At 62.5% G+C, this 20,767-nt stretch carries 17 protein-coding genes and 1 tRNA gene; 7 read left to right on the plus strand and 11 right to left on the minus strand.

Features of this window, described 5'->3' with window-relative positions:
* Nucleotides 1-137: 137 nt before the first annotated feature.
* The 7 genes from ABJ363_09425 to ABJ363_09455 form a co-directional block, all read right to left on the minus strand.
* Entirely contained in the window at nucleotides 138-1,247 is a 1,110-nt protein-coding gene (locus ABJ363_09425; GenBank protein MEP4379207.1) for an S-(hydroxymethyl)glutathione dehydrogenase/class III alcohol dehydrogenase, read from the minus strand.
* Between the two features lie 128 nt (nucleotides 1,248-1,375).
* Nucleotides 1,376-2,185, minus strand: coding sequence for a sugar phosphate isomerase/epimerase family protein (locus ABJ363_09430; GenBank protein ID MEP4379208.1), 810 nt, complete (start codon nucleotides 2,183-2,185; stop codon nucleotides 1,376-1,378).
* A 103-nt stretch (nucleotides 2,186-2,288) separates the two neighbouring features.
* Nucleotides 2,289-3,032, minus strand: coding sequence for a dienelactone hydrolase family protein (locus ABJ363_09435; protein MEP4379209.1), 744 nt, complete (start codon nucleotides 3,030-3,032; stop codon nucleotides 2,289-2,291).
* A gap of 10 nt (nucleotides 3,033-3,042) precedes the next feature.
* Nucleotides 3,043-3,834, minus strand: coding sequence for a cytochrome c (locus tag ABJ363_09440; protein ID MEP4379210.1), 792 nt, complete (start codon nucleotides 3,832-3,834; stop codon nucleotides 3,043-3,045).
* Between the two features lie 160 nt (nucleotides 3,835-3,994).
* Nucleotides 3,995-5,971: a hypothetical protein gene (locus ABJ363_09445; protein ID MEP4379211.1), complete on the minus strand. Its 1,977-nt coding sequence runs from the start codon at nucleotides 5,969-5,971 to the stop codon at nucleotides 3,995-3,997.
* Between the two features lie 10 nt (nucleotides 5,972-5,981).
* Entirely contained in the window at nucleotides 5,982-6,599 is a 618-nt protein-coding gene (locus ABJ363_09450) for a 2OG-Fe(II) oxygenase (protein ID MEP4379212.1), read from the minus strand.
* Nucleotides 6,600-6,601: 2 nt separating this feature from the next.
* Nucleotides 6,602-7,618: a mitochondrial fission ELM1 family protein gene (locus ABJ363_09455; GenBank protein MEP4379213.1), complete on the minus strand. Its 1,017-nt coding sequence runs from the start codon at nucleotides 7,616-7,618 to the stop codon at nucleotides 6,602-6,604.
* 226 nt (nucleotides 7,619-7,844) lie between these two features.
* Here ABJ363_09455 and ABJ363_09460 point away from each other — a divergent pair, with 226 nt between their 5' ends.
* Nucleotides 7,845-8,327: an Lrp/AsnC family transcriptional regulator gene (locus tag ABJ363_09460; protein MEP4379214.1), complete on the plus strand. Its 483-nt coding sequence runs from the start codon at nucleotides 7,845-7,847 to the stop codon at nucleotides 8,325-8,327.
* On the opposite strand, the gene greA is transcribed toward ABJ363_09460, so the two are convergent.
* From greA to carA, 3 genes are all read right to left on the minus strand, one after another.
* Nucleotides 8,324-8,797 (minus strand): transcription elongation factor GreA, encoded by a 474-nt coding sequence (greA, locus tag ABJ363_09465; protein ID MEP4379215.1) that lies wholly within the window; start codon nucleotides 8,795-8,797, stop codon nucleotides 8,324-8,326. The genes ABJ363_09460 and greA overlap by 4 nt on opposite strands.
* Nucleotides 8,798-8,922: 125 nt before the next feature.
* On the minus strand, nucleotides 8,923-12,189 hold the full coding sequence (gene carB, locus ABJ363_09470) for a carbamoyl-phosphate synthase large subunit (protein ID MEP4379216.1): 3,267 nt from the start codon (nucleotides 12,187-12,189) through the stop codon (nucleotides 8,923-8,925).
* A gap of 2 nt (nucleotides 12,190-12,191) precedes the next feature.
* On the minus strand, nucleotides 12,192-13,364 hold the full coding sequence (gene carA / locus ABJ363_09475) for a glutamine-hydrolyzing carbamoyl-phosphate synthase small subunit (protein ID MEP4379217.1): 1,173 nt from the start codon (nucleotides 13,362-13,364) through the stop codon (nucleotides 12,192-12,194).
* A 262-nt stretch (nucleotides 13,365-13,626) separates the two neighbouring features.
* On the opposite strand from carA, the gene ABJ363_09480 reads away from it, so the two are divergent.
* The 3 genes from ABJ363_09480 to rpoD all read left to right on the plus strand — a co-directional run bounded on the left by ABJ363_09480 (nucleotide 13,627) and on the right by rpoD (nucleotide 18,134).
* A complete protein-coding gene (locus ABJ363_09480; GenBank protein ID MEP4379218.1) occupies nucleotides 13,627-14,085 on the plus strand; it encodes a GatB/YqeY domain-containing protein in 459 nt (152 codons plus the stop codon).
* 104 nt (nucleotides 14,086-14,189) lie between these two features.
* Complete coding sequence (gene dnaG, locus ABJ363_09485; GenBank protein MEP4379219.1) at nucleotides 14,190-16,013, plus strand: DNA primase; 1,824 nt, start codon at nucleotides 14,190-14,192, stop codon at nucleotides 16,011-16,013.
* A 60-nt stretch (nucleotides 16,014-16,073) separates the two neighbouring features.
* Nucleotides 16,074-18,134 (plus strand): RNA polymerase sigma factor RpoD, encoded by a 2,061-nt coding sequence (gene rpoD / locus ABJ363_09490; protein MEP4379220.1) that lies wholly within the window; start codon nucleotides 16,074-16,076, stop codon nucleotides 18,132-18,134.
* A 74-nt stretch (nucleotides 18,135-18,208) separates the two neighbouring features.
* On the opposite strand, the gene ABJ363_09495 is transcribed toward rpoD, so the two are convergent.
* Nucleotides 18,209-18,823, minus strand: a complete 615-nt coding sequence (locus tag ABJ363_09495) for a TetR/AcrR family transcriptional regulator (protein ID MEP4379221.1) — start codon at nucleotides 18,821-18,823, stop codon at nucleotides 18,209-18,211.
* 330 nt (nucleotides 18,824-19,153) lie between these two features.
* On the opposite strand from ABJ363_09495, the gene ABJ363_09500 reads away from it, so the two are divergent.
* The 3 genes from ABJ363_09500 to ABJ363_09510 all read left to right on the plus strand — a co-directional run.
* Nucleotides 19,154-20,176, plus strand: a complete 1,023-nt coding sequence (locus ABJ363_09500; GenBank protein ID MEP4379222.1) for a class I SAM-dependent methyltransferase — start codon at nucleotides 19,154-19,156, stop codon at nucleotides 20,174-20,176.
* Between the two features lie 111 nt (nucleotides 20,177-20,287).
* Nucleotides 20,288-20,364: transfer RNA gene (locus ABJ363_09505), tRNA-Met, on the plus strand.
* A 205-nt stretch (nucleotides 20,365-20,569) separates the two neighbouring features.
* On the plus strand, nucleotides 20,570-20,767 hold a 198-nt coding region (locus tag ABJ363_09510; protein ID MEP4379223.1), incomplete at its 3' end, for a hypothetical protein.

The raw sequence follows: 20,767 nt of genomic DNA on the forward strand, positions 1-20,767 counted from the left end.
TGTTGCGGCGGTACGCGCCACGCGCGGGCCTGCCCTGTTGGGGGTAGATAGATAATCTGCACACCGGCGGGTGGCAAGCCGTCTGCCGGAAACTCACCCGTGAAGTCAGGTTCAGAATGCGATATCGGCGCGTTTCGCTAGAAAGTCACGACCCCGCGGATCGACTCACCCTTGTGCATCAGGTCAAACCCGTTGTTGATCTGGTCCAGCGGCATGACGTGGGTGATCAGATCGTCGATGTTGATCTTGCCGTCCATGTACCAGTCGACGATTTTCGGCACATCCGTGCGGCCCTTGGCGCCGCCGAAGGCCGTCCCCTGCCAGGTGCGCCCCGTGACCAGCTGGAACGGCCGGGTGGCGATCTCCGCGCCGGCCGGCGCGACCCCGATAATCGTCGATTTGCCCCAGCCCTTGTGACAGCATTCGAGCGCCTGGCGCATCACTTCGACATTGCCGATGCATTCGAAAGAGTGGTCGGCCCCGCCGTCGGTCAGATCGACCAGATAGGGGACGAGGTCGCCCTCGACTTCCGACGGGTTCACGAAATGGGTCATGCCGAAGGCTTCCGCGATGGCCCGGCGGCCCGGGTTCAGATCGACGCCGACGATCTTGTTGGCCCCGACCAGCCGCGCGCCCTGAATCACGTTGAGGCCGATGCCGCCGAGGCCGAACACGACCACATTGTCGCCGGGTTCGACCTTGGCGGTGTTGATCACCGCGCCGATGCCCGTGGTCACGCCGCAGCCGATGTAGCAGATTTTCTCGAACGGGGCGTCCTCGCGCACCTTGGCGACCGCGATTTCGGGCAGCACCGTGTAGTTCGAGAAGGTCGAGGTGCCCATATAGTGGAACAGCCGGTCCTTGCCGATCGAGAAGCGCGAGGTGCCATCGGGCATGAGCCCCTGGCCCTGGGTCTCGCGGATCGCCTGACACAGATTGGTGCGGCCCGAGGTGCAGTAATCGCATTCGCGGCATTCCGGCGTGTAGAGCGGGATCACGTGGTCACCCTTCTTCACCGATTTGACGCCCTTGCCGACGTCGACGACGATGCCCGCCCCCTCATGGCCGAGGATCGCGGGGAACAGCCCCTCGGGGTCGGCGCCCGACAGGGTGAACGAATCCGTGTGACATATCCCGGTCGCCTTGATCTCGACGAGGACCTCGCCGTCGCGCGGACCGTCCAGATTGACCGTTTCGATGCTCAGGGGCTTGCCGGCCTCAAGGGCGACGGCGGCGCGGGTTTCCATGGTGTTTTCTCCGGGATACGCGTTTGTTCTCCTGCCGTGGAGTGTCCCAAGGCGGGCGGGGCAGTGCAACCCTGCTGGTCCGGAAATCTGGGCGGATATGCATGGGTCCGCGGGTTTCCGCCACCGGGTTACGCCGCAGCAACGCCCTCGGCGAATTCCTTCGGGAAATCGGAAATCAACGTCTGAACATCCCGGCCGCGCAGGTCGCCGGGGAAAAGCTCGAACTCGAACGGACCTCGGAAACCTCCGGCCATCGATTCACGAACCAACCGGCCCATATCAAGATCACCACCAGCCATGGTTTCGCGTCGGGCGGCATAACCATCCTTGAATTTCAGATTACATATCTGGATCAGTGCGACCGTTTCCGGCGCTCGAGTCAGCAAGCCCGGAAAGTCGGGGTCCCACCAGGAATGATTGAAGTCGAGCAGCAGCTTGGCGCTGGCGTGGGGCTCAATGATCTTCTGCGCATGGGCAATTGTGTTGATGCAGCCCCGCGCCAGGAAGTGATTGGGGTGGATTGGCTCCACGCCCAGGATCACGCCTTTTGCTTCAGCCTGCACCGCCATCTTCGCCAGGCCCTCTTCGACGCGCGCGTAGGCATCGGCAAAGGGCCGGGACGGGTCACCGGCGCCGTCGCTGATGACTGTCAATGTCTCGGCGCCGAGCTCCGCTGCGATGTCGATCATCTCGCCATCGTCGAATTTGGCCTTGGTATCCGGTTGTGTGCCGGTGAAGTACCCCGCGCTACACAGTGACGATACGCCCAGACCGTTGTCTTTCAGGCATTGGCCAAGCGCGGGTACACCCATTTCAAACAACGCCGCACGGGTGACGCCGACCGACCCGATGCCGGCTTGTTGAACGATTTCGGCAAACTTGGGAAATGGCGTTTTCTCGTCACAGATGTAGTGGTTTACCGAAAGTGAGTATTCCATGATTTTCTCCCGCTATGGCTGTGCTGGAGCCGACAGTCCTTGCAGCCGTTTGTCTTGTGCTACCTGATACAGCAACACAGTTGTGAGGTAGGTTTTCGGGTGTTTAACCCAACACCCGGGCGTAGAGTTCGAACATCTTGCCCCAGACGATCTCGGCCGACGGTTCGTGATAGACATCGCGTTGCGGAAACGCGAAGCCGTGCTCCGTGCCCGCGAATGTCTCGATCTCGTGGGGAACCCCGCTCGCGTTGAGCGCCGCCTTCAGATCGGGGATGACATTGTCCGGCACCCACTGATCATGTTCGGCGAAGGCATAGTAAAGCTCGCCTTCGATCCGGGGTGCGAGCAGGTGGGGGGAATCCTCGTGTTCGGTGACGATCCAGACTCCGTAGAGTGAGACGTTCGCCGCAAAACGGTCGGGAAATTTGCCCGCGACGGTGGTGATGAAGGCGCCGCTCATGCAATAGCCGACCGAGCCCATGGGGCCGTCCGACGCCGCGTCCTCATTCTCCAGTTCTGACAGAATGGCACCGGTGTCGCTGGCGACGCCCGCATTCGTCAGGCTGTGCCATGCGGCGAAGATCATCTCGCCCATCTTCTCGGTGCGTTCGGCCAGGTTGAAGCGCAGCAAACCGAGCCGGTAGTACAGGTCCGGCAGTACCGCGTAGTAGCCCTGACCCGCGATCCGACGCGCGAAGTCCTGCAACTCTTCGCGGATGCCCGGCGCGTCCATATACATGACGATCACCGGGTAAGGGCCGTCGCCGTGCGCGCCCGGGTCGGGCCAGGCGGCGAAACCGGGCATCACCCCGTCAGCGGTCGTGATGTCGAATTCTTTCTCGGCCATCGTTGGTGAACTATTTCGCCGGCAGGGTGCGGAGATAGGCGACGATGGCCCGGAGATCCTCTTCCTTGATGTTGGCGTAGTAGGAATACGCCATCGGCGGCAGCATTCTGGAGCCGTCCGGCCGGATGCCCTCGGTGATCATCCGCCGGATCTCCGCGTAACTGCGATTGCCCAGGCCTGCCGGCGTGATGTTCGATGACACGCTTACGCCCCAGGGGCCGTGAAACTCGAAGCCGCCCGCGCCGGTTCTGTTGACCCAGTCCGGCCCTTTCTCGCCCAGCGGGGAGTGGCATTCGATGCAATGTCCGGCAGGGCCGGCGAGATAGGCACCGTAGGCCACGCGATCATCGGGCGATACGGATGGGACCGATCCGACCGGCGGGCCATAGGCCGGCGGCAGCGGGATGCGGTAGACCGACTTGGGAATTTCGTTCCTGATCGGCTTTACCGTGCGCAGGTAGGCGACAATCGCCTGCACGTCCCAGTCCGACATGCCGCGGTAGAGCCCGATCGGCATCGGTGGGCCAATGATCGAGCCGTCGGGGCGCTTGCCCTCGCGGATCGAGGCGATGATCTGCGCGTCGGTCCAGCCGCCGATGCCGGTTTCCATATCCTGGGTGATGTTCGGCGAATTGGCGTCGAAGGCGGGCGTCTTCTCGAACGGCGCCATGCCGGCCAGTTCCATGCCCGGAATGTCCCCGTCGGGGCCCTTCGGTGTGTGGCAGTTCCCGCATGCCACGACCGATTGCATCAGGTATGTGCCCCGTTCCAGCAATGTTTCAGCCGATGCGTTTGGTGTCATGGTCAACAAGCCAAAAGACAATCCCGCCGCGAACGCTGCCGTCATTTTACGAATTTTCATGTGATCCCCCCAGAGACACGTCGTTCCCACACAGGGAGATTAGCATCGCGAATGGGCGCGCGCGAAGGCTCTTCGGCGCCGGTGTCGATCGCAGTGTCGGTCAGAAACCGAACATGTGATCGAGCGAGAACGCGCTTCCGTCGCGTGCGATCAGGCCGTGATAGCCGAACAAACGGCAGGTCGTGTCACGGATCAGCACGTAACCGGCGCCGGCCGCGCCGGGTTCGGCCGCTGCCTTGCGCGCGGCGGCATCGAAGGTCTCGCTGAGCCGGAAATGCACCGACCCGCCGCAGGCGATGTGCAGGGTTTCTTCGGCCACGACATGGCCGCCGCCGTCATGCAGCAGCAGCTGTGTCTTCGACGTCGCATGCCAGGGCGTCGAGGCGGGGTAGATCAGATGGCAGAAGGTATCGTGATCGTCGCCGGCGACGGCCATGGCGGGATCGGTGCGCAGGTACAGGCGCGTCGACAGGCCCGGGGGCGCGCCGGAATAGGATTGGGGTTCGTTGTTCCAGGTCAGGACCGTGTTGAAGATATGTGCGCCGAAGCTGGTCTCGGCGGCGTGTCCGGACCCCCGGGCTTCGTAGCGGAACAGTCCGTGCAGCCAGCCATCGACCCCGCGGGTGGCGACCGCGAAATCATAGATCAGCTCCATATGGCCGGCGGCGTCGCGGAGCGCGTCCGTGCCGTCGAGGATATCATCCACATCCAGCGCAACGCTCTGCGCGCGCGTGAGTTCGCCGAAGGCATGCTGGCCGATTTCCTGTCCGTCGCCGTCATAGAACAGCGCGCGCAGGGGCAGGGTTTCCTGGGTCGTGGCCATGGGGGTGGGCAGTGCGATCGACCGGAAGTCGTCACGCGGCAGAATCGGTGCGGGCAAGATGAAGCCCTTGCCCATCAGATTGCCAATCTCCGCAATCCGCGGGTCGGGCGCCAGGTCCGTGCGCTCCACATTCACATGGGCCGTACGTCTTCGGTCCACGTGATTTTTGGAAACTGTTTCGACCTCGTAGCGCGGGCGCACGAAATGCTTGCCCGCATGGACTTCGATCTGTGCCGGCCATCGGGTGTCGGGCAGCAGGTCGGCGGTGTCGAGCGAATAGGTGCCGAACGGCGCGATCTCGCGATCGAGCCAGAACGTTTTGTCATCACCCATGAGGTTGAGGCCGACAGCGCCCGACGGAATAGGGCAGGGGTGGCTGTTCTGAATCCACAAGACCACCCGTTCGTCAGGCTTCGGCGCGGGAAGACCGGCATAGAAGTCTGCGGGCCAGGCATTGGCGTCGTGCGTACAGGACAGATCGCGCGGATCATCCCCATAGGTGTCGAGGGCGTATTTGACGATGTCGTGTCCGGTTGCACCGATCGCGTGGATAAACAACTGGCCGCTGAAGTCTTCGAGTCCGAAGCGCGCACAGATTTCCGCGCTGTCGATGGTCACGCCGCCCGGTGCGTCCGGCAAATCCATATCCCATTGCGCAAGGGCCTCGCCTCCCTCGTCGATGAGGGTCAGCCAAAGTGTAACGTTCGCACCGCCGTAGCGATGCCAGTAGTTGGCCGTTGCCACCCGCGTGTGCAGGCGTCCGCCCCGTCCGTCGGGGACATCGCGGAAAAAGGCGAAATTGGTCGCGAAGTTCAGCGGATCGAGATAGCGCCGCTTGTTGGTCAGCCGGTCCTTGGGCAATCGAAGTGCGTCGAGGGTGACGACTTCCATGCCCTCGGGCACCAGCTGAGCGATGTCACGCAGCACTTTTTCCGCGTCGAAGGCGACGACCAGGAGATGCGACGCGGTGGACGATGCCAAGTCGGTCACAGGCTGGGTCGTCTTGCCCAACACCGGTTGACCAAGTGCCGACAAATCCTGAACCAGGATTTCCTGGATCGGCAGTGTGGCGAGTGGAAACAGCTCCGCGAGCGCCGGGGCAAACCCCGAAGGGTCGTAAACCGCGATGGCGCGTGCCGCGCTGAGGCGTGCGATCATGGCCTCCGCCAGCGGGGCCACCGCGGGGTGGCCGGCCGCCTTGAAGAACGGGAACCCGCCCTTGATATTCGAGAAGGTGTCGATGTTGAGCGTCATGGCGCGCCTGCTATCCCGCATACTTCTTGAAAAACGCGGAGACCGAGTGTCGCACCTGCTCGCGCAATTTATACCGGCGGCTGGTGACCCAGTTCAGCTGGATCGTCCGGCGCTCGCCGTCAAAGGGCTGGTGCCCGTGCCAGGCGTTGGGGATGCAGGGGAACGCCAACAGGGTCCCCTCGTCGGGCGGCACCTCGACGGCGTAGTCCTCGAGGTCGTCGGGGCTGCGAAGCAGCCGGAGTTGCCCGCCGGAATCTTCCCAAGCAGGGTTCATGTAGAGCAGGACCGTGACCAGCTTGCCGGATGAATCGGTATGGATCTTCCCGTCGGTGGGACGCGCGCGCCCGCGCACCGTGACCATCGTCGGTTTGCCAGCCAGATCGATTCCCAGTTTTTCGCCCAGGGCGGCCGCCATTTCAGGCCCTTCGAGGGCGCGCAGCAAGGCCGCGAATCCCGGCCCGTAGCGCAGATGGGTTGTGGGAAAGCTGCCGGGGCGTTCGATTGAAGGAAAATCCTCGTTGGCCGCGCGCAAGGCATCCCGGGAAATCAGGCCGGGCACGAGGACATGATCGAACGGATCACGACCGACGGGGGCTGATCCCAGGGCTGTAAAGTCGATGACTGACATGGTCATTTCTTAGATCGCGACCCTTGCGAATGCAAACGATGCCCGTTCCTGTCCGTTGCGGCCATACGCCGCTGAATCGCGCCCACCACCACGGCCATGTCATCCGGCGGGTCATAGGTCCATTCTTCGAGCACGCCGGCAAAGGGTCGGGTGATGCCGCGCGCTGTCAATGCCTCATGGAAACGGCTGAACTTTTTCGACCCGCCTTCGAGGGATACCACATGCACCGGCTTGCCCGTGGCCGCCGCCTCGCTGACCATGTTCACCGAATCACCGGTCACGATGAGCGAGTCCGCGTGGGCCAGAATGCCCAGATACGGGTTCGGGCCGGTTTCGTCCCAAATATCGACATCCAGCCCGGTGAGCGACGCCCGGATCGCATCGAGCACGAATTCAGGTGTGCGCCGGGACGGTGTAATCGCCAGGCCCAAGCCCCGATCAGCGGCGAGGACGCGCAATTGCTCGGCCAGCCTTTCACCCAGCGCCGGCGTCATGCGGTAGACCGCGTTGTCGCCCCCCAGGAGCACACCCGCGAGCGGTCGCGGCAGGCCTTCCATCCGGTCGGCGAATGCGACCCGTGCGCCCTCCAGTGCCGCAGGGTCGACGCCCTGCATGGAACCCAGCGTTGTCACCACATTGTCGCCGGACAGCCGGTCATGGGCCGGTGCCACCACGAGGTCGAACGAACCCGTCGCGACGCCCGGATCCTGGATTTGGACACAAAAGGTCTCGCCTGCGCTGCCACGTCGGATCGCCAGGGCGGGTGCCACCGATTTGCGGCCGGACGCGATCAGCAATTTGGGCCAGGGTGGTGCAAGCGGCGTGGAGCCCGTGGTGATCACGCTCGTCCTGGCCGGGATCAACACCGGCGGCAGCCAAGCCCATGGACGGCGGAGGTCGATGGTCTTGATAACCGGGTCATGGCCGAGCGCGCGGGCCAGACCGAGGCACTGGTTCACCATGCCGATCTTGCCATCGGTCAGTATCCAGCAGGACGGGGTGGGCGGCGGCGCGGTCATCGACAATGTTTACACCGCCGGGGGTTGAATCGCCGGGAATTCGGCGCAATTTGAGCAAGCTTGCGTTTGAAATATAATTTCAATCTGCTAGCATCCCGGTCGGCTGTAACGGTGACTATAGGCGGGGCAATGGGTGATTCCCATTGCGGTTCCCGCGAATTCGGGCGCCGGGCCGTCCTGGAGAGTGGAAAGCATGCCGGACAGTGATCGGGGAGGCGACGGCGCCTTGAACCGCAAAGTTAAACTGGATGCGATCGACCGGCGCATTCTCCGTAATCTCCGCGATGAAGGCCGCATCACCAACGTCGAACTTGCGCGGCGGGCGGGCATTTCTGCGCCGCCGTGCCTGCGCCGTGTCCGCGCCCTGGAATCGGCGGGATATATTACGGGCTACCACGCCGAACTCGAGGCCGAGCAACTTGGCTATGAGGTCGCGTTTCACGCATTGGTCGGGCTCGACAACCAGTCGGATGCCGTATTGTCGGCGTTCGAACGGGAAGTCGCCGACTGGCCGGAAGTGCGTCGCTGCGACATGATCCGCGGCGGCGGCGACTTCATGCTGCGTTTTGTGGCGCGCAACACCGCTCATGAGAACGAACTCACCACGCGCCTTACCGCCGTCGCGCATGTTTCGACGGTGCAGACGTTCCAGGTGATCCGGAGTTCGAAATACGTCTCGGGTGTCCCGGTGGACGATCCCGAGGTCTAGCGGAAGCGGACCGACACAACCTCGAAATAGCGCACACCGTTGGGCGTGGTGACCTCGACGCTGTCGCCCGTCTCGCGGCCGATAAGGGCCTTGCCCAGGGGCGACATGATCGAGATCTTGCGCTTCTCGATGTCCGCCTCGAACTCGCCAACCAGCTGATAGGTGGCTTCCTCGTCGGTTTCCTCGTCCGCGAGTTTGACCTTCGCACCGAAGCGCACGGTCTTGCCTTTGAGCTTGGTGGTGTCGATGATCTCGGCGCGCTTGGTCGTGTCCTCGAGCTCGCCGATACGGCCCTCGACGAAGCTCTGGCGTTCACGCGCAGCATGATACTCGGCGTTCTCGGAGAGATCGCCATGTTCGCGTGCCGCCGCGATGGCCTTCACGATCGCCGGACGTTCGACGGTCTTGAGGTTCTTCAACTCATCTTGAAGGGCCTCGTGGCCCTCCGGTGTCATTGGAATCTTATCCATGGTCCGACCGCTGTTCGATCGCTTGTTACGAACGATAAATTGTTACGAACGAAAGACTAAAACACCCGCCTCGGGCCGCGCCAGCCATTTTGGCGTAACGCGGACATCCAGCGGGCCTAAGCCGTTCAAAAGTCGATACTAAAATACGACTGAAGTGGCGCGACTTCAAGGGCACCGCTGCGCATTGCACCAATCGATGCCACCGCAGCCCGCGCGCCCGCGACTGTGGTGTAGTAGGGGATGCGTTGATTCAGGGCTGTGCGGCGCAGGCTGTAGCTGTCCGCAATCGAGCGCGCGCCCTCGGTGGTGTTGAAGACCAGCTGGATTTCGCCGTTTTGCATCGCATCGACGATATGCGGGCGTCCCTCGAGCACCTTGTTGATGGTGTCGACGGGAATGCCGTTGTCCGCAAGATGGCGCGCCGTGCCGCTCGTTGCCACGATCTCGAAACCCATGTCGACGAGCGCGCGCGACATTTCGATCATGGCGTTCTTGTCGCGCTCGCGCACGGAAATGAACACCCGGCCGGCGACCGGCACCACAGCGCCGCTGCCAATCTGGGACTTTGCAAAGGCATGCCCGAAATCGCGGTCGAGCCCCATCACCTCGCCGGTGGATTTCATCTCCGGGCCGAGAATCGTGTCGACCCCCGGGAACCGGGCGAAGGGGAAGACCGCTTCCTTGACCGCCACATGCCCGCTGGGCTTGGCGGTATCCGGCAGATCGAAGTCGGCGATCATCTCGCCTGCCATCAGCCGGGCCGCGATCTTGGCTATCGGCACGCCGGTGGCCTTGGCGACGAAGGGCACGGTGCGGCTGGCGCGCGGGTTGACCTCGATCAGGTAGACCTCTTCGTCCTTCACCGCATACTGCACATTCATCAAGCCGAGCACCTTCAACGCCTGTGCCAGGACTTCGGTCTGGCGCCGAATCTCGGCCAGCACGGGTTCGCTGAGCGAATAGGGGGGCAGGGAACAGGCGCTGTCGCCGGAATGAATGCCCGCTTCCTCGATATGCTCCATGATGCCCGCAACGTGGACATTTCCCGCGCTGTCGCAAAGGGCATCCACATCGACTTCGATGGCGTCCTGCAGGTAGCGGTCGAGCAACACCGGGCTGGTCCCCGACACGCGCACGGCCTCGTTGATGTAGCGGGTCAGCGCGTCCATCTCATGGACCAGCTCCATGGCCCGGCCGCCCAGCACATAGGAGGGCCGGATGAGGATCGGAAAACCGAGTTCCTCGGCCGCCGCCAGCGCCTCTTCCGCACTGGTCGCGATTGCATTCTCGGGCTGGCGCAGGTCCAGGTCCTGAAGCAGCTTCTGGAACCGCTTGCGGTCTTCGGCCAGATCGATCGCGTCGGGTGAGGTGCCGAGGATCGGAATGCCGGCCGCTTCGAGCGCGTGGGCCAGCTTGAGCGGCGTCTGGCCGCCAAACTGCACGATTACGCCCTTGAGGGTGCCGTTGGTCTGCTCGAGCTTGCAGATTTCGATCACGTCTTCGGCGGTCAACGGTTCGAAATACAACCGGTCGGACGTGTCGTAGTCGGTCGAGACGGTCTCCGGATTGCAGTTGACCATGATGGTTTCATAGCCGGCTTCCTCGAGTGCGAAGACGGCATGCACACAGCAATAGTCGAACTCGATGCCCTGGCCGATGCGGTTCGGCCCGCCGCCGAGGATCATGATTTTCTCGCGGTCGCTCGGCTCCGCCTCGCATTCGCCCGGTTGGGAGGAATCTCCCTCATAGGCGGAGTACATATACGGTGTCAGGCTGGGGAATTCGGCTGCGCAGGTATCGATTCGCTTGAACACGGGGTGCAGGTCGAGCTTGTCGCGGCGCGCGGCCACGTCTGTTTCCGATATGCCTGACAGTTCGGCCAGACGCGCATCGGAAAAGCCCATCCGCTTGAGCCGCATCAGCCCGTCGAAATTGTCCGGAAGCCCGGTTTCACGCACATGGGTCTCCGCCTGAACGATCGCCGAAATCTGGTTCAGGAACCACGGGTCGAAATGGGTAACGCGCTGGATATCGTCGGCGGAAATACCGAGCCGGAAGGCCTGGGCGATGTTCAGCAGGCGCTCCGGCGTGGGCTGACCGAGGACGGCGAATACCGCGTCCTCGTCGATGCCCCGGCCCGAGCGCGCGCCGGGGATCGTGACTTCGTTGAGGCCGGTCAACCCGGTTTCCATTGACCGATAGGCCTTCTGCAGGCTCTCGGCGAAGGTGCGTCCGATCGACATGACCTCGCCGACCGATTTCATCGATGTTGTCAGGGTCGCCTCGGTGCCCGGGAATTTCTCGAACGTGAAGCGTGGCATCTTGGTGACGACATAGTCGATGGTCGGTTCGAAACTCGCCGGGGTCGTGCCGGTGATCTCGTTGGTCAGTTCGTCGAGGGTGTAGCCGACCGCGAGCTTCGCCGCGATCTTGGCGATCGGGAACCCGGTGGCCTTGGATGCCAGCGCCGACGAGCGGCTGACCCGCGGATTCATCTCGATCACCACCATCCGCCCGTTCTTGGGGTTGATGGCGAACTGCACGTTCGAGCCGCCGGTCTCGACCCCGATCTCGCGCAGACACGCGATCGAGGCGTCGCGCATGATCTGGTATTCCTTGTCCGTCAGGGTCAGCGCCGGAGCGACCGTGATGGAATCGCCCGTGTGTACGCCCATCGGGTCGATATTCTCGATGGCGCAGATGATGATGCAATTGTCTGCCTTGTCGCGGACGACCTCCATCTCATACTCCTTCCAGCCGAGCACCGATTCCTCGACCAGGACTTCGCTCACTGGCGACGCGTCGATCCCACCCATGACGATGTCGAAGAATTCGTCGCGGTTGTAGGCGATGCCGCCGCCCTGGCCGCCCAAAGTAAAGCTTGGCCGGATGATCGCCGGCAGGCGCACCATGTCGAGCGCAGTCTCGGCGTCCTCGCGGTTGTTGACCTGCATCGAACGCGGCGATTCCAGGCCGATCTTGTCCATCGCCTCGCGGAACTGCAGCCGGTCTTCGGCTTTGTCGATGACGTCGGCGCGCGCGCCGATCATCTCGATGCCCAGCCGGTCGAACGTGCCGTCGCGGGCGAGGGTCAGGCAGGTGTTGAGCGCCGTCTGGCCGCCCATGGTCGGCAGGATCGCGTCGGGCCGTTCGGCCTCGAGGATCTTGGTCACCATCTCCGGTGTGATCGGCTCGACATAGGTGGCGTCGGCAAATTCGGGGTCGGTCATGATCGTCGCCGGGTTCGAGTTCACCAGGATGACCCGGTAGCCCTCGTCCTTCAGCGCCTTCACGGCCTGGGTGCCCGAATAGTCGAATTCGCAGGCCTGGCCGATGATGATCGGCCCGGCGCCGACGATCATGATGGAGTTGATGTCTGTGCGTTTGGGCATGGTCAGGCTCGTTCGTCGATCATTTCCACGAACCGCTCGAACAGATGGTGGCTGTCATGGGGGCCGGGGGAGGCCTCGGGGTGATACTGGACCGAGAAGACCGGCGCGTCCTTTACCCGGATGCCTTCGAGTGTGCCGTCGAACAGGGACTGGTGGCTCATCTCCACATTCGCGGGCAGGGATTTCTCGATCACCACGAAGCCGTGATTCTGGCTGGTGATCTCGACCTTGCCGGTGGCCAGATCCTTGACCGGGTGGTTCGCCCCGCGATGGCCGTGATGCATCTTTTCCGTCTTCGCACCCAGGGCCAGGCAGAGCATCTGGTGGCCGAGGCAGATTCCGAAGGTGGGCACGCCTGCGTCGACGACCGCCTTGATCGTCGGCACGGCATATTCGCCGGTCGCGGCGGGGTCGCCCGGGCCGTTCGACAGGAATACGCCGTCGGGCTTGTGACGCAGGATGTCTTTTGCGGTTGCCGAGGCGGGTACCACGGTGACCTTGCAACCGAGACCGGCGAGCGATCGCAGGATGTTGCGCTTGGCGCCAAAATCGACGGCCACCACATGGCGGGTCGGTTCGGTCATTTCGCCATGACCGGTGCCGAGCGCCCAGGGTGTTTCGGTCCATTCATAGGTTTGTGTGCAGGAGACATCCTTGGCCAGATCAGCGCCCTCGAGCCCGGACCAGTCGCTCGCCGCCGCCTGAAGCGCGGCCGCGTTGATCGGCACGTCGGGCTGGTGGGCGATGGCGCCGTTGGGCGCGCCCGCGTCGCGGATATGCCGGGTCAGGCGGCGCGTGTCGACGCCCGCGATACCGACCATGCCGTGGGATTTGAGCCAGGCATCCAGATGCTCGACGGCGCGCCAGTTGGACGGGTCCGTGATGTTGGCGCGCAATACGCAGCCGCGCGCGGCGGGCGTGGTTGTCTCAATGTCTTCGGGGTTGGCACCGACATTGCCGATATGGGGGAACGTGAAGGTGATGATCTGGCCCGCATAGGACGGGTCGGTCAGGATTTCCTGATAACCGGTCAGCGACGTGTTGAAACACACTTCGGCGACCGCGACACCCGTGGCGCCGATCCCGCGGCCCCAGAACACCGAACCGTCGGGCAGGACCAATGCGCCGGTCGCCCATTCGGGTTGGCTCCGGTCTTGTGGCGCGGCAACAGCCATGTCTTCAGATCCTCGGGGTGGCGGGGCCGCAATCGCGGGGCCGCCGGGGCAGATTTGTTCCTGGACCGACCGTCCTGTGACCGGGAGCACCTGTCAGGGGCGCAAATTGCCGCGTTGTTTACGGCACCGGGCGGGAGTCGTCAAGCGCGGGTGGGAAAGAAAAAATGTATAAAAAACAGCAACTTAACGTCTTGTTGATCGGATTGCGTTCACACACTAAATCCTTTACGGTCTGCCGCTTCAGCAAAAGGTCATATGGTTCATGTTTCGCGAACAACTTCCCGAAGCGCTCCGCGCTGCGTTGAAAGAAAAAGACCAGCGTGCGGTCTCGACGCTTCGCCTGATCATGGCGGCGCTGAAGGACCGTGATATCGCGGCCCGCAGCAAGGGCAACGATGACGGGATCGACGAGGACGAGATCCTCCAGATGCTTCAGACCATGGTCAAGCAGCGGCGCGAATCCATTTCGATGTACGAGAAGGGCGGGCGTTTGGAGCTGGCGCAACAGGAAGCCGAAGAGATCGCCATCATCGAGCGTTACCTGCCCGAACAGCTCGGCGACGACGATATCGAGGCGGCCGTCGACAAGGTGATCGCCGAGGTCGGAGCCGGCGGGCTCAAGGATATGGGTGTCGTCATGGGCGCCCTGCGCGAGGGCTATGCCGGACAGATGGATTTTGGCAAGGCCAGCGCGATCGTCAAGGCGCGTCTCGGTGCCTGAGCGCGGACGCCAAATTAGTCCCCGACAAAATTAATTATCCTCAGGGCCTGACTCTGAAGAGAGGGCTATTCTGTCCGCCGTTGCAGTCCTGGAACAGATAGCTTATGGCCTTTCCGCCGCAATTTCTCGATGAGTTGCGCGCGCGGCTTCCAGTATCGGAAGTCGTGGGCAAGAAAGTGCGCCTGACCCGCAAGGGGCGCGAGTTCAGCGGCCTTTGCCCGTTCCACAACGAAAAGACCCCGTCCTTCACGGTGAATGACGACAAGGCCTTCTATCACTGCTTCGGTTGCGGACAGCATGGCGACGTCATTTCGTTCGCGATGGAAACTGACGGGCTGAGCTTCCCCGAGGCCATCGAGCGCCTCGCGGGCCTGGCGGGTCTCGAGGTGCCGCAATCCTCGCCGCAGGAACGCGAACGGGCCAAGGTACGCTCGACCCTCTATGACGTGGTCGAGCAGGTGTGCGGCTGGTACGAGGAACAGCTTTCTCAGCCGGGTGGGCGGGCAGCCTATGACTATCTCCATGACCGCGGGTTCACCGACGAGACGATCGGCCGGTTTCGTCTGGGCTTCGCGCCCGATGGCCGCGGCCGGCTACTGCAGGCCATGGAGGCCCGTGGCCTGCGCCAGGATCAACTCGTCGAGGCTGGGTTGATCAAGCTGCCGGAGGGCGGCGGCAATCCGCGCGACTATTTCTTCAACCGGGTCATCTTCCCGATCTCCGACAGCCGCGGCCGGGTGATTGCGTTTGGCGGGCGTATTCTGGGGGAGGGACAACCGAAATACCTCAACTCCCCCGAGACCCCCCTCTTTCACAAGGGCCGCAGCCTGTACAACTTCACCATGGCGCGGGAGGCGTCGCGCGATGCCGGCACGGTGATCGTCGCCGAGGGCTATACGGATGTGATCGCGCTGGCCCAGGCGGGCCTGCCCAATGCCGTCGCCCCGCTGGGGACGGCGCTGACCGAAGATCAGATCAGGCTGATCTGGCGCGTCGCCGACGAACCGGTGCTGTGTTTTGACGGGGATACGGCGGGTGAACGGGCCGCCTTGCGCGCGGCGGAACGGGCGCTACCCCTGTTGCAGCCGGGCAAGACATTGCGGTTCATGGCGCTGCCGTCAGGCGACGATCCCGATACGCTGATCAGGGCGCGCGGCGCCGAGGGATTCCGGACGCTTCTGAAGGGTGCCCGCCAACTGGTGGATGTGCTGTGGCAGTCCGAAGTCTCCGCCGCCAGTCATGACACGCCAGAACGCCGCGCGGATCTGGAGCGGCGGATCAATGCCCGGCTGGTACAAATTGAAGATTCAGGGGTCAAGTATCACTACCAGCAGAGCCTGCGACAGCGCCTGCGCGACCTGTTTTTTGTCGCCCGTCCCGCGAAGACCGGCAAACAGCAATTCGGGGCGCGCGGCGGCGGCCCGAAACGCCCGGAATTGGCACCCGGGCTCGGCGCGCGCGGCGATATCGGGGCAATGAAGCTGCAACAGGAGCGGATGCTGGTCGCCACACTGGTCAATCACCCTGACCTTTTGCATGACTCACTGGAGCCGCTGAACGAAATTTCCCTGCAAAGCAAGGAACTTGACACCCTGCTGCAGGAAATCTTAAACCTCGCGGTCACGAAGCCGGCGCTTGACACTCGGGACCTGCAACGCCATTTGATCCAGAGTGGCCACGAAGTGGCGCTGGGACGGGTCTTGCATACACAAGTGTACCGGCAGGCGTCCTTTGCGGCGCCGGATGCGACGATTGCCGATGCGCGTGCTGCGCTGGATGAAATTCTGGGGCAGTATCGATACCGGCGGGAACGCCTGGCCCCTGATCGAGTTGACGCGACGAATGAACTTAAGGACGACAACAACGAGACGAGTAGCAAAAGACTTCTCGAGTTGGTCCGCGAAGAATCAGGTGCGGGTAGTCTGTAGTAATATTTTGGCAAGTGCGCGATAGCGCGGCATTGTCCGCCGCCGCTGCGAGGGAAAAATATGGCACGTAACGAAGCCCAGGAAGAAACCACCGAAGAGCGTGACGACACGCCCGACGGTCCGCTGATGGATGGCTCGGTTCAGGGCGTCAAGAAGATGATCGCGCGCGGCAAGGAGCGCGGGTTCATCACCTATGACGAGTTGAACGAGACGCTGCCGCAAGACCAGGTGTCTTCCGAGCAGATCGAGGACGTCCTCGCGCAGCTTTCGGAAATGGGCATCAACGTCGTCGAAGAAGAAGAGAAAGACGACACGAACGCGAAGGCTGCCGGAGATGGCGGTAAAGCTGCCGCGCCCGCCCCGGAAGAGACCAAGGAAGTGGCCCCGGCACCGGCGACGAAGACGCGCGCGACGGGAGCCGAGGATCTGGGCCGGACCGACGACCCTGTCCGCATGTATTTGCGCGAGATGGGTTCGGTCGAACTGCTGTCGCGTGAGGGCGAAATCGCCATCGCAAAGCGGATCGAGGCCGGCCGGGAGAAGATGATCGGCGCGATTTGTGAATCGCCCCTGACAATCCGTGCGATCATCGCCTGGCGCGACGCGCTCGAAAAGGAACAGATCCTGCTGCGCGACGTCATCGACCTCGATGCGACCCACAGCGGCGGACCGGGCGAAGACAATTCGGCCAATGGCGGCGCACAGGCCAATGCGGCCAACCGCGCCAAGGCGTTGAATGGTGCCAATGGCGCGAACCGTGCCAATGGTGCGGCGGCGAATGGTGCCAACGGCAGCGACGACAAGAAGGCCGACAACGACAATGACGATGATGACGAGGATGAAGGTGCAAACCTCTCCCTCGCGGCGATGGAAGCCAAGCTGAAGCCGGAAGTGCTGGGCCTCTTCGACACCATCGACAAGACCTACAAGAAGCTGCGCAAGCTGCAGGAGCAGCGGCTCGCCGGCATGAAGAACAAGTCCGACCAGCTCTCCAACCCCCAGGAGAAGCGTTACGCCAAGCTGCAGCATGATCTCGTCGAATATATGGAGCAGGTGCGGCTCAACAACGGCCGGATCGAGGCCCTGGTTGACGAGCTTTATGGTCTCAACCGCCGGCTTACGAGTTTCGAGGGCAAGTTGCTGCGCATGGCACTCGACAGCGGCGTGTCGCGCACGGACTTCCTCGACGAGTATATGGGCAACGAGCTCGACCCGCGTTGGGTCAGCAGGATCGCGCGGCTGAAGCGCAAGGGCTGGAAGAAATACGCCGACAAGAATGCCGACGAGATTCGGGCCATCCGCAAGGAGATCATCGAGATCGCCGCGCGTGTCGGCCTGCCGATTTCCGAGCTGCGCCGGATCGTTCAGACCGTCCAGCAGGGCGAGAAGGAAGCCGGTCGTGCGAAGAAGGAAATGGTCGAGGCCAATCTGCGGCTCGTGATTTCCATTGCCAAGAAATACACCAACCGCGGCTTGCAGTTCCTCGACCTGATCCAGGAAGGCAATATCGGCCTGATGAAGGCGGTCGATAAGTTCGAGTATCGCCGCGGTTACAAGTTCTCCACCTACGCCACCTGGTGGATTCGCCAGGCGATCACCCGCTCGATCGCCGACCAGGCGCGCACGATCCGTATCCCGGTCCACATGATCGAGACGATCAACAAGCTGGTGCGCACGTCACGCCAGATGCTCCACGAGATCGGCCGCGAGCCGACCCCCGAGGAGCTCGCCGGTCGCCTGCACATGCCGCTCGAAAAGGTGCGCAAGGTGCTCAAGATCGCCAAGGAGCCGATCTCGCTCGAAACGCCGATCGGGGACGAGGAAGACTCGCATCTCGGCGACTTCATCGAGGACAAGAATGCCGTCCTGCCGGTCGATGCAGCGATCCAGTCGAACCTGCGCGAGACCACGACCCGGGTACTGGCCTCGCTCACGCCGCGCGAGGAGCGCGTCTTGCGCATGCGCTTCGGCATCGGCATGAACACCGACCACACCCTCGAGGAGGTCGGCCAGCAATTCTCGGTCACCCGCGAGCGTATCCGGCAGATCGAGGCGAAGGCGCTGCGCAAGCTCAAGCACCCGTCGCGCTCACGCAAGCTGCGGAGCTTCCTCGATCACTAGATCGATTGCAGCTTTGAAAGAATAGATAAGGCCGGCGGTTTCGCCGGCCTTTTTCGTTGGGGATCGTGGTCGTGTTACGCGCCCGAAAACAACAGCTCCACGAAATCCCGATAGAGCCCGACCTGGGCCGCGACCAGCTTCGGCTCCTTCAGCGTCTTCGACATGATGAAGGCGCCCTCGATGGTGCCTGTGAACATGTCGGCAAGGTCGGCGCTGTCGACCGGTAGTTTTGGTGTGTGGGCCTCGGCAACGGTATCGATCATGCCGCCTAGCGTGACCCGCCAGTCGCGATAGGTGTCGTCGATCACCTGCATGGTCCGGTCATCGAACAGGTTTGCCTCATACAGGTAAGAGGCAAACAGGCAGCCGGGGTAGGGCTCGTCGAAACCTTCCATCAATTCCTCGTAGAGCCCGATGAAAATCAGGAGTTGCTGCAGGGGATCGCGTGAGAGCTTGGCGGCCCGTGCCCGGAACTCGTCACGCAAGGTCAGGTCTGCCTTCGCGAACCGTTCGACAAGCGTGTAGGCGAGCGCGGCCTTGTTGTCGAAGTGATAGAAGAAGGCGCCCTTCGTCACACCGACCGCGTCGATCAGCTTGTCGATTGAAGTCGCGGAATAGCCCTGGTCGAGGATCAGGGCCTCGGCCGTGTCGAGGATCTTGTCGCGGGTGATTTTGCCGTCGCGGGGCATCTGTTCCTGCCGATTCGAATTAACTGTTCCTAATATATACTGTTCGGTTTGTTACCGGCAAGTCCACCGGCGCGAATATGAGGCGGAAAATCTGCTGATATTCGGGTGGTGCCACGGTATCCGACTAAAGTATGGAAAAATCCGATTGACTCATAACGGCCATGCTAGTTTAAACAATACCAACTGGTCGGTATAAAAATATGGACCGAAACATCAAACGGAGATGGAACAATGTCAGTTGCAGAAATTCAGGAGGTTGATGGAGGCACCCCCATCGACAAAGCCTTTTCTCAGGCGCGCGCCGAGGCTTTCGAGGAACGGTTCGTCGAAATGCTCAATGGCGGCGCGGCTTGCCTCATGGCGTCCGTCGGTCACCGCACGGGATTGTTTGACGCGCTGGATGACGGTGCGTGGGTATCGAGTGATGCCCTGGCCACGCGTGCGGGTCTTGATGAGCGCTATGTGCGTGAATGGCTCGGCGCGATGGTGACCAGTGGCATTGTCGAGTGCGACGGAGATATTCCGAGCTATCGCCTGCCACCCGAACATGCAGGGTGCCTGACCCGAGCCGCGACCCCGAACAACATGGCCGTGTTCGCCCAGTATGTTGGCGAACTCGGCAGCGTCGAGAGCGACATCGTCCATTGTTTCGAACATGGCGGCGGCGTTCCCTATGAGCGCTTTGGCCGGTTCCACGAAATCATGGCCGAAGACAGTGGTCAGTCGGTTCTGCCGGCGCTCGAGACGGATATCCTGCCGTTGATACCCGGCATCCAGGATAGGCTCGCATCGGGCATTCGCGTGCTCGATCTGGGGTGCGGACGAGGACGCGCATTGATGGACATGGCGGCGCGTTACCCGGCGAGCGAGTTCACCGGATTTGACCTGTCTGCTGAAGCGGTGGCGTGGGCGACGGCGGAAACCGAAGAGCGTGGCCTGGGCAACCTTCGTTTCGAGGTGCGTGATCTCGCAAGATTCGACCAGGAGGCGGCGCCGGGAGCATATGATTTCGTGACCACCTTTGATGCGGTGCATGACCAAGGGAACCCTCGCGCCATGGTGCGCGGTATCCGCCGGACGCTCGCCGTGGACGGGGTGTATATGGCGCAAGACATTAACGGCTCAAGCCATGTCCACGAGAATGCCGATCACCCGATCGGGACGTTGCTCTACACGATCTCCTGCATGCACTGCATGACGGTCTCGCTGGCCCAGAAGGACGGCCAGGGGCTCGGCGCCATGTGGGGTCGCCAGAAGGCGGTCGAGATATTTACCGAGGCGGGCTTCGGGTCGGTCGAGGTGAACGAACTCTCCCACGACGTGCAGAATTGCTACTACGTCTGTCGACCGTAAGGCGTTCTTGCACATGACGTGGCATAGCGGCGGGGCCTGGTCGGGCCTCGCCGTCGCCAGTCTTGAAGGACGGATGGCCTGTGCTATAGGAGTTCCGCATCACGCGCATGTGGGCCCGTAGTTCAGTTGGTTAGAACGGACCGCTCATAACGGTCATGTCGCAGGTTCGAGTCCTGCCGGGCCCACCATTTTCCCGGACATCGCTGCGGCCGGCGTACCGACATTCTTAGCTCGGAACTTCCCGCCCGGGGCGCGTTAACCAATTAACAGAATCTTCATTGTTTTTACCCCGATCCACCACGTACCATTGCACTTCGATTTGTTTCACCGGTTTTCTGCGGTGGAGCCGGGAATTCGGGGGTTTTGCCAGCCCCCTGGGAATGGGGATTGACGATGTCGAAGAAAAGCAAATCCAAGAGTCACAGTAAGAAACTCAAGGGTACGAATTCTGACGACAATCTTGTTGGCACGAGCGGCCGCGACCATATTGACGGTCGCGACGGCGACGACACGATTTCCGGGGGCGGCGGCGACGACAAACTGAAGGGCGGTCGCGGCGAGGATACGATCTCCGGCGGATCGGGCAACGAC

The organism is Alphaproteobacteria bacterium (genome assembly GCA_039980135.1).
Taxonomy (GTDB): domain Bacteria; phylum Pseudomonadota; class Alphaproteobacteria; order UBA6615; family UBA6615; genus UBA8079.

Bases quoted from the DNA above. Each gene is read 5' to 3' on its own strand.
- ABJ363_09425 (MEP4379207.1), bottom strand. From the start codon at position 1,247: ATGGAAACCCGCGCCGCCGTCGCCCTTGAGGCCGGCAAGCCCCTGAGC.
- dnaG (MEP4379219.1), top strand. From the start codon at position 14,190: ATGGCCTTTCCGCCGCAATTTCTCGATGAGTTGCGCGCGCGGCTTCCA.
- rpoD (MEP4379220.1), top strand. From the start codon at position 16,074: ATGGCACGTAACGAAGCCCAGGAAGAAACCACCGAAGAGCGTGACGAC.
- ABJ363_09430 (MEP4379208.1), bottom strand. From the start codon at position 2,185: ATGGAATACTCACTTTCGGTAAACCACTACATCTGTGACGAGAAAACG.
- ABJ363_09435 (MEP4379209.1), bottom strand. From the start codon at position 3,032: ATGGCCGAGAAAGAATTCGACATCACGACCGCTGACGGGGTGATGCCC.
- ABJ363_09450 (MEP4379212.1), bottom strand. From the start codon at position 6,599: ATGTCAGTCATCGACTTTACAGCCCTGGGATCAGCCCCCGTCGGTCGT.
- ABJ363_09500 (MEP4379222.1), top strand. From the start codon at position 19,154: ATGCTCAATGGCGGCGCGGCTTGCCTCATGGCGTCCGTCGGTCACCGC.
- carA (MEP4379217.1), bottom strand. From the start codon at position 13,364: ATGGCTGTTGCCGCGCCACAAGACCGGAGCCAACCCGAATGGGCGACC.
- ABJ363_09495 (MEP4379221.1), bottom strand. From the start codon at position 18,823: ATGCCCCGCGACGGCAAAATCACCCGCGACAAGATCCTCGACACGGCC.
- ABJ363_09480 (MEP4379218.1), top strand. From the start codon at position 13,627: ATGTTTCGCGAACAACTTCCCGAAGCGCTCCGCGCTGCGTTGAAAGAA.
- ABJ363_09445 (MEP4379211.1), bottom strand. From the start codon at position 5,971: ATGACGCTCAACATCGACACCTTCTCGAATATCAAGGGCGGGTTCCCG.
- carB (MEP4379216.1), bottom strand. From the start codon at position 12,189: ATGCCCAAACGCACAGACATCAACTCCATCATGATCGTCGGCGCCGGG.
- ABJ363_09440 (MEP4379210.1), bottom strand. From the start codon at position 3,834: ATGACACCAAACGCATCGGCTGAAACATTGCTGGAACGGGGCACATAC.
- greA (MEP4379215.1), bottom strand. From the start codon at position 8,797: ATGGATAAGATTCCAATGACACCGGAGGGCCACGAGGCCCTTCAAGAT.
- ABJ363_09455 (MEP4379213.1), bottom strand. From the start codon at position 7,618: ATGACCGCGCCGCCGCCCACCCCGTCCTGCTGGATACTGACCGATGGC.